Genomic DNA, 11,261 nt, shown 5'->3' with positions numbered 1-11,261 from the left:
GGCGAGGCGGCGCGCGGCCTGCGGCGAGCGCTGGCCGACGCCCCCGCCGACCCGGCGGCGCTCTTCCTGCTGGGCGTGCTGCGCGTGCTGGCCGGCGACCCCGCCGGCGCCCCCGCGCTGGCGCGCGCCGTCCGGCTGCGCCCGCACCGCCGCCCCGATGCGTACAGCGTCGGCGTCAACGCCGCGGGCACCGGGCACGTCGCGGTCGCGGCGGTGCTCAACACCGCGCTCGGGGCCGAGGGGCCGCCGCCGGCCGTGCTCGACCGGGCGCCGGCCTGGCCGCTCGACCTCGTGGCCGCGGTGAAGGCCGGCGCCTCGCTGGCCTCGGTGATGGTCCCCGACCCGCGCAGCCCGGCCAACAACCCGGAATACCTGGAGAACTACTGCTTCGACCAGGTGATCGCCAGCGAGCGCTGCTTCTGGGCGATCCCGCAGCCGCTGATCTACGATCCCGCAGGGCCGTCCTTCGGCGGCTTCGCCTACTGCGGCGACACCCGCCTGTTCCTGCGCTACGACACCGGGCCGGGGCCGCGCGCCGGGGCGCCGCTGCCGCTGATGCTCTATCCGGGCGAGGCGTACAGGCACTTCGAGTTCGTCGTCCGCCACGACCACACGCCGGTCTACGACAGCGCCGCGCCGGCCGAGGTGCGGGCGCTGGAGGCCGCCATCCGCGCCGGGGCGCCGATGCGCGTGGTGGTGGACACCGGCGACGGGCTGGTGCAGTCGCTGCCGGTCAACCTGTGCTTCCTGTACCGCGAGTCCGGCGCCGTCCAGGTCACCACCGATCTGCGCCACGCGCCGGAGATCTGCCTGACGCCGGCCGAATCGCTGTGGCCCTACCTGTCCAGCCTGATTGAGACGCACGAGAAGCGCGCCACCTTCCTCGAGATGCTGATCCCCGGCCACAGCCGCCTGCTGGTGCGGCGGCTGGTGATCCACTCCGACGGCTGGTGCGACGGCGTCGAGGCCGACGGCACGGTCCGCCGCCGCCCCTGCCCCGGCTTCCGGGTTTTCGCCCGCCTCTGACGACGGACAACGCCATGGACTTCGCCATCGCCGGCCGCGCCATCGGCCCCGACCATCCGCCCTACGTCATCGCCGAGTTGTCGGGCAACCACAACGGCGACATCGGCCGGGCGCTGGCGCTGATCGACGCCGCCAGGGAGGCCGGCGCCGACGCCGTCAAGCTGCAGACCTACACCGCCGACACCATCACCATCGCCCACGACGGCCCCGGCTTCCGGCTGGAGGGCGGCCTGTGGGCCGGCCGCACCCTGCACGACCTCTACCAGGAGGCGCACACCCCCTGGGACTGGCACCCGCGCCTGTTCGCGCACGCCAGGAGCCTCGGCCTCGCCGCCTTCAGCTCGCCCTTCGACCCCACGGCGGTCGATTTCCTGGAAGGGCTGGACGTCCCCGCCCACAAGATCGCCTCGTTCGAGCTGGTCGACCTGCCGCTGGTCCGCCGGGTGGCCCGGACGGGCAAGCCGGTCATCCTGTCCACCGGCATGGCCAGCCTGGGCGAGATCGCCGAGGCGGTGGACGCCATCCGCGCCGAATCCGGCCGGCCGCCGATCCTGCTTCATTGCACCAGCGGCTACCCGACGCCGATTTCCGAGGTCGACCTGCGCACCATCCCGCATCTGGCGTCGACCTTCGGCACGGTGATCGGCCTGTCCGACCACACGCACGGCGTGGCGGTGCCGATCGCCGCGGTGGCGCTGGGCGCCGTGCTGGTCGAGAAGCACTTCACCCTGCGCCGCGCCGACGGCGGCCCCGACGCCGCCTTCTCGCTGGAGCCGGAGGAGTTCCGCACCATGGCGCAGGCCTGCCGCGACGCCTGGGCGGCGCTGGGGCGCGCCGACTACGCGCTGAAGCCCAGCGAGGCGGCGAACGCCGGCCTGCGCCGCTCGCTCTACGTGGTCGCCGACGTGCCGGCCGGCACCGTGCTCGGGCCGGAGCACGTGCGCTCCATTCGCCCCGGCGGCGGCCTGCCGCCCAGGCACCTGCCCGACGTGCTCGGCCGCAAGGCCACGCGCGCCCTGACGCGCGGCGAGCCGGTGGACTGGGCGATGCTGGGCGAGCGGGGATAGCAACGAATCTGCCCCCTCCCCGTCCCTCCCCCGCTTTGCGGTGGAGGACGAAGAGCGGCGGAGTTCCCTCCACCGCCATCGGCGGGGGAGGGCTAGGGAGGGGGCATCACGCTTTCGGAATCCGCGCCGGATCGCGCCGGGCGGCGTTGATCGCACGGATCTCCGGGTGCGCGTCGAGCGTGGCGACGATCTCGCGCCAGCCGGCGTCCTCGCGCGGCAGCACGGCGAACAGCGCGCGCAGGAAATCAAGGTCCTCGGGGTAGTCGAGCGTCCAGCGCTCGCCGACCAGCGCGCCGCCCGGCCCGGCGAGGTCCACCCGCGTGAGGCCCGGCGCCGTGCGGATCCACGGCGTGACGTGCTCGCGCTCCGGCCCCGGCCGGGCCGCGGCGGCGGCGGCGCGGTCCAGCGCCTCCATGGTCATCGCCTCGCAGTCGAGCCCGTGCGGCCAGGACGGCGGCGTGTTGTTGGCGGCGAAGTCGGCCCCCGCGTCGCGCCGCAGGGCGAGCACGGCGCCGCACACCTGCGGGTCGATCAGCGGGCAGTCGCTGGTGACGCGCAGCACCATATCAGCCCGCTCCCGCACCGCCGCGCCATGGTAGCGGGCCAGCACGTCGTCCTCCGGCCCGGCGTGCACCGAGGCGCCGTGGCGTCGGGCCTCGGCGGCGATCGGCTCGTGGCCGGGAGTGTCGGGGATGGCGCAGCAGACGCCGTCGATGCCGGGGATGGCCGCGCAGCGGCGCAGCACCTGCCCGAGCGCGGTGGTGCCGCCCAGAGGCTGCAGGATCTTGCCCGGCAGGCGGGTGGAGGCCATGCGGGCCTGGACGATGACGATCTGGCGCGGCTTCGCCGCAGTGATGATCTGACGCGGCATCGCCGCTCAGATCACGATGTTGACGCCGGTACCGCCGGAGGCGCCGGAGCCGCCGCCGAACAGCGAGGTCAGCCAGCCGCTGGCGCCGCCGCTGGCCTGGGTCTCCTCGATGTCGTGCTTGTTCAGGAACTTCTTGATGAAGCCCTCGCGGAACTTGGCGTCGCTGAACTTCTTGACGTCGACGCGGTCGGTGATCGCCTTGGCCTGGGTTTCCACCGGCTGGACGGCGATCTGCTTGGGCAGGCCCAGGGCGTAGGTCACCACCTCGCGCAGGATCGGGTCGCCGAGCACGTTGTAGGGGCTGCTGGCCGCGCTCGCCGCCCACTTCTCGAAGTAGCGCGCCTGCCGGACCGCCAAGTTCTCCTCGCCGATCGATTCCTCGAACTTGGCGTTCTTGTACGCCCAGGCCATGCTCTCCTTGGTGCCGTTGAGCTTCAGCCGGGCCAAGCCGCTTTCGCCGAGCTGCAGGGACTCCGCGGCGTTCTTGTACTGCTTGCTGGAGAGGCGGTTCATGACCGCGTTCTTGTCGTCCACCTTCTCGGTCAGGATGCGCTTCATCTTGCCGGGGTACTGTTCCTCCCCCCCCAGATTCAACGCCTTGGCCAGGAAGTTGACGAGCCGCTGGTCCTTGAACAGGTCATCGACCGACTTCAGCTTATCGACGGCCTTGTTGAAGTAGTCGATATCCTTCTGCACGCCGGACGTCTTCTCGAACTTCTGCTCGAGCTTGGTGGCGTCCTTGACGTACTTCTGGTAGGTGGCGATCGACGAGAGGGACATTTTATACTCCTCCAACCCAAACCCTACCACGAAATCGCACCCGGCACAACACACGCCTGGATAGGTGACCGGGTCGGCGGCGGCGCCCTCGCACCGCCGCCGACCCGCGTCGCACCGGGCTTTTCAGCGCCAGGGGCTTAGCGCTTCATGCCCAGGGTTTCCTGCAGCATCTCGTCCGACGCCGTCACCACCTTGGTGTTGGCGGAGTAGGCGCGCTGCGTGACGATCAGCTTGGTAAACTCCTGCGCGATGTCCACGTTGGAGCCTTCGATCGAGCTGACCGCGAACCCGCCCGCGCCGTTGGCTCCGGCGTCGTCCGCCCGGGCGCCGCCCGCGTCGCGGGTCATCTGGTAGGCGTTGCCGTTGACCTTCTGCATGCCGTCCGGGTTGGTCACCTGGATCACCGGCACGCGCGCCAGCACGCGGCTGCGGCCGTTGTCGTAGTTGGCGACCACGTCGCCGGACGCCTTGACCTCGAGGTTCTGGAACGCGCCGCGCGTGAAGCCGTCCTGGGTCTTCGAGTTCTCGGTGATGGAGGTACCGGTGAACTGCGTCAGGCCCGAAGTGGCCGAGCCGAACTGCCCGAGGTTCAGCTTCACCTTCTGCGCGCCATAGCCATAGTCGACGTTGAACTCGATGTAGGCGTTCTCACCGGTGGTCTGGCTCGGCGGGATGGTGATGCTGCCGGTGCCGACGTTGGACGAGCCCAGCGAACTCAGATAGCCGCCGGAGAAGCCCACGTCCACGTACGCCGGCTTATAGCCCGGCGTGGCGCTGAGTGTGAGATTCGTCAGGTCGGTGAGCGTGGTGGCCGTCTTGGCCGTCAGCACCACCGTGCCGTTGACGACGGACGCGGTGGCCGGCGAGGTGGTGTTCGCGTTGACGGCTGCGGCGATGCGTTCGGCCAGTTCCTTGACGCTCGATTCCGTGCCGTCGGTCTGATACGTGATGACCGGACCGCTGCCGACGCCCGAAAAGTCCACGGTGTACACGTCGTTGACGTTGCCCACAGTGCCGCCAAGGGGGATCGACACGACCTGCTTCACACCCACCACCGGAGTGTTGGTGCCCAACGGCAGGTCGGCGGACGGCGTGGCGGAGACCGTCAGGGAGTTGCCGTTGGTATCGCCATTCAGCGTGAGGACGTTGGCGGCGACGCTGGCACCGCCAGGGCAGACGCCCGCCGCTTGGATCTGGCTCCAGAGCTGATAGGCGACGTTGTCGGGGGTGGTCACGTCGGTCGCCGTGGCCGTGTACGAAAAGTTGCGGCCACCGACGGAGACCGTGTACGCCTTGTTGGCCGTCACCGTCGTGGTATCGAGGGTGAGGGTCGTGGAGTGCTGGACCGGATCGACGGCACTGGCCATCGGGACCGGAAGGCCGCCCGAATCACCGATGGTCCCCAACAGAGCCGTGGTGGGCGCCAACGGATCCGCGATGCTGGAGAGCAACTGGCCCGAGGTCACGTCGGCGGTGTCGCCCGAAGGATCGACGATAGACAGGCGCCAGTTGCCCTGGCTCTGCTGCCGCCAGTTCAGCTGAAGCGTGTGCTCCTCGCCGGCCGCGTCGATGAGCGAGACCGACTGCGCCGGCTGGTTGGCCGTCGTCGGAGCCAGCGGCAGGTTGGCGGAGAGGTTGATGTTCTGCGTCGCCGAGGGCGTGTCGATCAACTGCTGGATGCGGATCGGCGAGATCGAGCCCTTATCGACGGCACCCTTGCTGTCCACCCCCCAGCCGTTGAGGTACATGCCCGCGCTGTTCTTCATGTAGCCGAAGCGGTCGAGCGTGAAGTCGCCGGCGCGGGTGAAGTACTGCGCGTCCTGGAAGCTGATCCCGCTGGACCCCTCGACGCCCTGGCTGACCTGGAAGAAGCCGTTGCCGGAGATCGCCATGTTGGTGGCAGTCTGCGTCTGCGAGATGTTGCCGGGGGTGGAGTTGGTGAAGCTTGGCTTGGCGCGCACGCCGCCGGGGCTGTGCTTGTCGGCGTTCGACGTCGTCACGAGTTCCTGGAACGTCGTCTCGACGCGCTTGTAGCCGATCGTCTGGGAGTTGGAGATGTTGTCCGACAGGTTGCCCAGTGCCTGAGCCTGCGCCGCGAGCCCCGCCACCGCCGTCGTCATCGATCCAAAGACGCTCATGGAACACCCCCGAGAGAAAAGCCGATGCCACGCTGTCGTGGCCGAATTCTGCCACTCCAAAAGCAACCCCCGTGCCAGCGCGGCGGAGCGTTGATTTTCCTGGATTTTCCGCAGGGGCGGCAGCTTCTGCCGGGTCGTCGCCGGGGGCCGGGGTCGGGATCATCCCGGCAACATTTGCCCGGTGGGCGGAAATTCCCGCCGCGGCGCGCCCCGGCCGGCGGCGGATGCGGCCGTTTGCCGCGCACGCACGACCATCCGGCTGTAATCCTGTCCTTTTTTCTCGTTTTGCCTGATACACCGTTTGGAAGTATGTTTCCCTACGTCTCAATACCGATTGGATAGGGTCAGCGCACGATGAAGGACATGGTGGATCTGAATCTCAAGCCGGGTGCCGTGGCTTTCGTCAACGGCGCGGCCGTGGTGCTGACGCCGGAGGGGCAGCTCAAGGTGTCCGCCGGCGCCCAGGTGCTGACCAGCGAGGATCTCCTGTCCAGCGCCGCCGAGGCGGACTCGCCGACCAAGAAGATCTATTTCGTGCTGCAGTCCATGCTGCTGGATCCGGAGCACCACGACGTCTACCGCAAGGAGCTGGGCGAGCTGCTGTGCGACCGTTCGGAGGCGACCGAGCTGCCGCCGGTGCTGCGCAGCCTCGCGGTCATGCAGAACCTGGTCGAGCATGGCGAGATCCAGTCGGCCATGGAGGTCTGCCGCCGCCTGATCGAGGTCGACAAGGCGATCGTCGAGGCCTACCCGGCCAGCCGCTGACCCCTGCGCTTGAGTCCTATGAAGCCCCGCGGCGCCAGGACGTGAGGTCCGGCGCCGCGTGCGCGCAGGTGAAGCCCGCCGCCTCCGCGGCCCGGCGCGACGCCGTGTTGTCCGGCTTGATCTCCGCCCACAGCTCCAGCCCCGCCAGCCGCCGGTCCGCCACCGCGGCCCTCAGCATCGCCGAGGCGTAGCCGCGCCCGCGCCGCTCCGGGGCGACCTGCCAGGACAGCATGCCCTTCCCCGCCCCTTCCCCGTCGCGGATCACGTCGCAGCGCACGCTGCCCACCGCGGCGCCGTCCACCTCGGCGATCAGCAGCAGCCGGTCCGCGTCGGCCAGCACGCGGCCCAGCCACGCGACATGGGTGTCCCAGGGGATCACGTCGGCGCCCAACGACTGCCGGCGGGTCAGCGGGTCGTTGCGCCAGCGGAAGAGCTCCGCCGCGTCCGCCGCGGTGGCCGGGCGCAGCCGCACGGTCACGGCTTCTCGAACAGCCACCAGGTGAGGTTGTCGAGCCCGGTGGCCGGCCGCCAGAAGAAGCCGTAGTCGCGCACCCGCAGCCCCGGGCAGGTGTCCAGATAGAACTGGCCGAAGTCGCGCTTGAACAGCAGGCCCTCGTGGTTGCGGTAGGGCAGCTCGACCGGCTGTTCGGAGTTGTACTCGACGGCCAGCACGCAGCGCCGCGCCACGCGGACGATCTCGCGGCAGGTGGCGGCCAGGTCGGCCGGCGGCACGTGGATCAGCACGCCGCTGGTGAACACCAGGTCGTGGCTGCCGTCGTCGAACGGCAGCTTCGCCCCGAAGCCGTCGTGCACGCGCCCGGCCGGCAGCACGCCGTCCTCGACCAGCCGCGCGCGGGCGCTGGCGTTCGGTTCGACGGCGGTCAGCGTCGCCTGGGTCAGCAGGCGCAGCGCGCGCAGGTTCAGGCCGAGGTTGGCGCCGACCTCCAGCACGCTGTCCGGCGGCGCGCCGTCGAGCGACGAGAGGATGCGCGCCCACATCTTCAGCCGCGCGCCCAGCACCTCGGGCAGCGGGGCGTTGCGCTTCGTGTACTCGTCGCCGAAGGCGCCCTGCCAGGCGTCCAGCGCCCTGTTCGTGCCCTGCTCCACCGCGTGTCTCCTCGTCAGATCCCCAGCACCGCCCGCAGCGCCCCGACCACCCGGTCGACGTCCTCGTCCTGCATGGCCGGGAAGAACGGCAGCGACAGGATGGAGTCGTAGTAGGCCTCGGCGCCCGGCAGGCGCTGGCGGCCGTACAGGCCCTCGTAGTAGGGCTGGCGGTAGATCGGCATGTAGTGCACCTGCGTGCCGATGCCGCGCGCCTTCAGCGCCTCCATCACCGCCGCCCGCGGGATGCCCAGCCCGGCGAAGGCGATGCGCACCGCGTAGAGGTGCAGCGCCGGGCTCTGCCCCGGCTGCGCCGCCACCGGCCGCACGTGCGGCGCCAGATCCGCCAGCGCCGCGTCGTAGCGCGCCTGCAGCTGCCGCCGCCGCGCCACGAAGCCGTCGAGCCGGCGCAGCTGGCTGGCCCCCAGCGCGCAGGCCACGTCGGTGGCGCGGTAGTTGAAGCCCAGCTCCTGCATCTCGTAGTACCAGGGGTTCGGCGCGCCGTCGGCGCCGAAGGCCTGTTCCGGGTTGGCGAAGCGCGCCGGGTCGCGGGTCATGCCGTGGTTGCGGGCGCGCCGCATGCCCTCGGCCAGGGCCTCGTCGTCGGTGGTGGTGACGCCGCCCTCGCCCATGGTGATGGTCTTCACCGGGTGCAGCGAGAACGCCGTGAAGGCCGCGTGCGCGCACGCCCCGACGGAATGGTTGTCGTAGCGGCCGCCGACGGCGTGGCAGGCGTCCTCGACCACGGCGGCGTCCCAGCCGCGCGCCAGCTCGGCCACGCCCGCCGGGTCGGCGACCCAGCCGTTGAGGTGCACCGGCAGCACGACGCGCGGCGCGCGCCCGGCGCGCTCGACGGCCGCGCGCAGCGTGTCGGGGGTGACCAGCCCGCTGGCCGGATCGACGTCGGCGAACGCCACGTCGGCGCCGCAGAAGCGCGCCGCGTTGGCGGTGGCGATGAAGCTGACCGAGGCGACCAGCGCCAGGTCGCCGGGCCCGATCCCCAGCGCCAGCAGCGGCAGGTGCAGCGCCGCGGTGCCGCTGTTCGACACCACCGCGTGGCGGGCGCCCACGGCGCCGGCGAACTGCGCCTCGAAGGCCGGCACGCCGGGACCGGTGGTCAGCGCCTCCGCCCCCAGCGCCTCGACCACGGCGCGGACGTCGCTCTCGTCGATGGACTGGCGGCCGTAGGGCAGGAACGGCGGGGCCGCGGTCACGCTCAGCAGCTCCCGAGCAGAGCGTGCAGCCGTGCGCCGTCCAGCCAGTCGGTGTTCTGGTCGCTGGAGTAGCAGAAGCCCTCCGGCACCGCCCGGCTGCCGGCCGGCTTCTGGTACACGCCCCATTCCATGAAGGCGGGCATGATGACGTAGCGGTCGGCCAGCTCGATGGTGTTCTGCGACACCTCGGCGGGGATCATCACCTCGTGGATCTTCTCGCCGGGGCGGATGCCGACCACCTCGTGCGGCAGCTCGGGCGCCAGCGCGCGGGCGAGGTCGGTCATCAGCATGCTGGGCAGCTTCGGCACGAAGATCTCGCCGCCCTGCATCATCGCCAGCGACGAGGCGACGAACGCCACGCCCTGCTTCAGCGTGATCCAGAAGCGGGTCATCCGCGGGTCGGTGATCGGCAGGGTGGCGGCGCCCTCGGCGATCAGCTTGCGGAAGAACGGCACCACGCTGCCGCGCGAGCCCAGCACGTTGCCGTAGCGCACCACGGAGAACCGCGTGCCGCCCTCGCCGCTCAGGTTGTTGGCGGCGACGAAGATCTTGTCGGAGGCCAGCTTGCTGGCGCCGTAGAGGTTGATCGGGTTGGCCGCCTTGTCGGTGGACAGCGCCACCACCTTCTTCACCCGCGCCCGCATGGCGGCGGTCGCCACGTTCTCGGCGCCGGTGATGTTGGTGCGGATGCATTCCATCGGGTTGTATTCGGCGATCGGCACGTGCTTCAGCGCCGCGGCGTGGATCACGTAATCGACGCCGCGCATCGCCGTCTCCAGCCGCTGCTGGTCGCGCACGTCGCCGATGAAGTAGCGCATGCAGGGAAAGCGCGCGGTGGGGAAGTCCTGCGCCATCTCGTACTGCTTCAGCTCGTCGCGCGAGAAGACGATGAGGCGCGCCGGCCGGTGGTGTTCGAGGACGTGGCGGACGAACGCGCGCCCGAACGAGCCGGTTCCTCCCGTCACCAGGATCTGCGCGCCGTTCAGGTTGGGCCCGACGCCGTCGAAGGTCGCGATCTCGCTCATGCACGCACAATCCCGCTGAACGCCGAACGTCTTCGGCGACGGGAGTGTCGGGCAATAATGGTTAATATTTTGTCACTGGGTTGCCAGCCAGCCCTGATGGCCCTTTCCCATCCCGTCACGCTTGGGAAGATCCCTCCAAGGTGATGCGGGAAAAGCCTCCGCCAGTCTTCGCCTGCGGAACCGGGATTGCGCGGCTCGACCGCCCGGAATCAGACCTGGATGCGGACCGGCGACGCCCCGTTGCCCGCGGCGCCCTGCGGCTGCGCGGGAGCGGCGGGGGCCGGCGCGTCCGGCGCCTTCGACTCGGCGGCCGGTTCGGCCTCCAGCTTCTTGGCGTTCGCGTAGGCGCGCAGCTGGTTCTCGTCGGGGAACTGGCGCTCCACCTCGCCGGAGTCGGCGTTGCGGAATTCCATCACGAACACGCCGGCGCTGGCGTCGAAGTGGCTGCGCGGGTTAAAAACGACCTTGGGAACCGAGGGCTGGGCGCTTTCCGGAGCCGGAGCGGACTCCGGACGTTCCCGCGGAACGCTGGCCGAGCCGACGGCGGGAGGGGGAAGGGTCGCGAATGCGGATGTGAGCGCGTCGATGCCCATGTCACACCACCTTCGACTACGCAATATAGTTCATGATTGGTAAAGAGTCAAATGCCCAGCCCGACTTCGCCCGCGACGACTCCGGCCGAGCCCGCCTCGGACAAAGTTCATAGGACGGGCGCCGTCTGCCCAAAGAACTGGCAGAGAGTAGAACAGTGCGCATGACAGTGGAGCGGACGTGATGACTCCAGCCATCGCCGAGACTTTGGCGAAACGCGCGATGGCACTGCACGCCGACGGCCGGACGGCGGACGCGCTCGGCCTCTACGAACTGGTCGCGCGGGGTTTCCCGCTGCAGGCGGAGCCGCGCCGCCTGATCGGGCTGGCTTGCCTGGACCTCGGCCGGACGGCGCAGGCGGCGTCGCACCTCGCCTCCGCCGCGGCGCTGGCGCCGGCGCACGCCGCCGCCCTGGCCGGCCTGGGCAACGCCCTACAGCGGCTGGGGCGGCCCGAGGCCGCGCTGGCGTGGCTGCGCCGCGCCGCGGCCAGCGCCCCGCACGCGCCCGACCTGCACCTCGCCCTCGGCCACGGCCTGCTCGGCGCCGGCCGCCCGGCGGAGGCGGCCGAGGCGCTGCGCCGCTGCCTGGGCACGCCGTGCGACGACGTGCCCCTCCGTCTCACCCTGGCCGACGCCCGCCGCCGCGGCGGCGATGCCGCGGGTGCGGGGGCGGCGGCGCG

Annotated in this window: 12 protein-coding genes; 4 read left to right on the top strand and 8 right to left on the bottom strand. The window is 70.9% G+C overall.

The genetic code is table 11. The features are described 5' to 3' along the window. The coding region (locus ACRWK7_RS02235; RefSeq protein WP_431854536.1) for a hypothetical protein at positions 1 to 1,026 on the top strand (1,026 nt) is incomplete at its 5' end. Positions 1,027 to 1,040: 14 nt separating this feature from the next. Next, positions 1,041 to 2,093: a pseudaminic acid synthase gene (gene pseI, locus ACRWK7_RS02230; protein ID WP_431854535.1), complete on the top strand. Its 1,053-nt coding sequence runs from the start codon at positions 1,041 to 1,043 to the stop codon at positions 2,091 to 2,093. A 106-nt stretch (positions 2,094 to 2,199) separates the two neighbouring features. Here pseI and ACRWK7_RS02225 read toward each other — a convergent pair whose 3' ends face one another. The 3 genes from ACRWK7_RS02225 to ACRWK7_RS02215 all read right to left on the bottom strand — a co-directional run bounded on the left by ACRWK7_RS02225 (position 2,200) and on the right by ACRWK7_RS02215 (position 5,882). After that, positions 2,200 to 2,964, bottom strand: a complete 765-nt coding sequence (locus ACRWK7_RS02225) for a cytidylyltransferase domain-containing protein (RefSeq protein WP_431854534.1) — start codon at positions 2,962 to 2,964, stop codon at positions 2,200 to 2,202. Positions 2,965 to 2,970: 6 nt separating this feature from the next. Further along, complete coding sequence (locus tag ACRWK7_RS02220) at positions 2,971 to 3,744, bottom strand: DUF1217 domain-containing protein (RefSeq protein ID WP_431854533.1); 774 nt, start codon at positions 3,742 to 3,744, stop codon at positions 2,971 to 2,973. Positions 3,745 to 3,881: 137 nt separating this feature from the next. After that, a complete protein-coding gene (locus ACRWK7_RS02215) occupies positions 3,882 to 5,882 on the bottom strand; it encodes a flagellar hook-basal body complex protein (RefSeq protein ID WP_431854532.1) in 2,001 nt (666 codons plus the stop codon). A 363-nt stretch (positions 5,883 to 6,245) separates the two neighbouring features. Between ACRWK7_RS02215 and ACRWK7_RS02210 the strand changes: the two genes are divergently transcribed. Beyond that, positions 6,246 to 6,647, top strand: a complete 402-nt coding sequence (locus ACRWK7_RS02210) for a flagellar biosynthesis repressor FlbT (protein ID WP_431854531.1) — start codon at positions 6,246 to 6,248, stop codon at positions 6,645 to 6,647. A gap of 16 nt (positions 6,648 to 6,663) precedes the next feature. Here ACRWK7_RS02210 and ACRWK7_RS02205 read toward each other — a convergent pair whose 3' ends face one another. The 5 genes from ACRWK7_RS02205 to ACRWK7_RS02185 form a co-directional block, all read right to left on the bottom strand. Next, positions 6,664 to 7,125 (bottom strand): GNAT family N-acetyltransferase, encoded by a 462-nt coding sequence (locus ACRWK7_RS02205; protein ID WP_431854530.1) that lies wholly within the window; start codon positions 7,123 to 7,125, stop codon positions 6,664 to 6,666. Next, positions 7,122 to 7,754, bottom strand: a complete 633-nt coding sequence (locus ACRWK7_RS02200; RefSeq protein ID WP_431854529.1) for a pseudaminic acid biosynthesis-associated methylase — start codon at positions 7,752 to 7,754, stop codon at positions 7,122 to 7,124. Before ACRWK7_RS02200 ends, ACRWK7_RS02205 begins: the two co-directional genes overlap by 4 nt. A gap of 14 nt (positions 7,755 to 7,768) precedes the next feature. Further along, on the bottom strand, positions 7,769 to 8,965 hold the full coding sequence (gene pseC, locus ACRWK7_RS02195) for a UDP-4-amino-4,6-dideoxy-N-acetyl-beta-L-altrosamine transaminase (protein WP_431854528.1): 1,197 nt from the start codon (positions 8,963 to 8,965) through the stop codon (positions 7,769 to 7,771). A gap of 2 nt (positions 8,966 to 8,967) precedes the next feature. Next, positions 8,968 to 9,990: a UDP-N-acetylglucosamine 4,6-dehydratase (inverting) gene (pseB, locus tag ACRWK7_RS02190; protein WP_431854527.1), complete on the bottom strand. Its 1,023-nt coding sequence runs from the start codon at positions 9,988 to 9,990 to the stop codon at positions 8,968 to 8,970. Positions 9,991 to 10,199: 209 nt separating this feature from the next. Further along, positions 10,200 to 10,583 carry a hypothetical protein gene (locus ACRWK7_RS02185; protein WP_431854526.1) on the bottom strand — a complete coding sequence of 128 codons (384 nt, stop codon included), beginning with the start codon at positions 10,581 to 10,583 and terminating at the stop codon, positions 10,200 to 10,202. A gap of 181 nt (positions 10,584 to 10,764) precedes the next feature. Between ACRWK7_RS02185 and ACRWK7_RS02180 the strand changes: the two genes are divergently transcribed. Beyond that, the coding region (locus tag ACRWK7_RS02180; RefSeq protein ID WP_431854525.1) for a tetratricopeptide repeat protein at positions 10,765 to 11,261 on the top strand (497 nt) is incomplete at its 3' end.

It is taken from the genome of Azospirillum sp., assembly GCF_050789165.1.
This window is presented reverse-complemented; position numbering and strand designations above follow the sequence as displayed.

Excerpts from the sequence above, each read along its gene's own strand:
- pseI (WP_431854535.1), top strand. The coding sequence starts at position 1,041 with ATGGACTTCGCCATCGCCGGCCGCGCCATCGGCCCCGACCATCCGCCC.
- ACRWK7_RS02225 (WP_431854534.1), bottom strand. The coding sequence starts at position 2,964 with ATGCCGCGTCAGATCATCACTGCGGCGAAGCCGCGCCAGATCGTCATC.
- ACRWK7_RS02220 (WP_431854533.1), bottom strand. The coding sequence starts at position 3,744 with ATGTCCCTCTCGTCGATCGCCACCTACCAGAAGTACGTCAAGGACGCC.
- ACRWK7_RS02215 (WP_431854532.1), bottom strand. The coding sequence starts at position 5,882 with ATGAGCGTCTTTGGATCGATGACGACGGCGGTGGCGGGGCTCGCGGCG.
- ACRWK7_RS02210 (WP_431854531.1), top strand. The coding sequence starts at position 6,246 with ATGGTGGATCTGAATCTCAAGCCGGGTGCCGTGGCTTTCGTCAACGGC.
- pseB (WP_431854527.1), bottom strand. The coding sequence starts at position 9,990 with ATGAGCGAGATCGCGACCTTCGACGGCGTCGGGCCCAACCTGAACGGC.
- ACRWK7_RS02185 (WP_431854526.1), bottom strand. The coding sequence starts at position 10,583 with ATGGGCATCGACGCGCTCACATCCGCATTCGCGACCCTTCCCCCTCCC.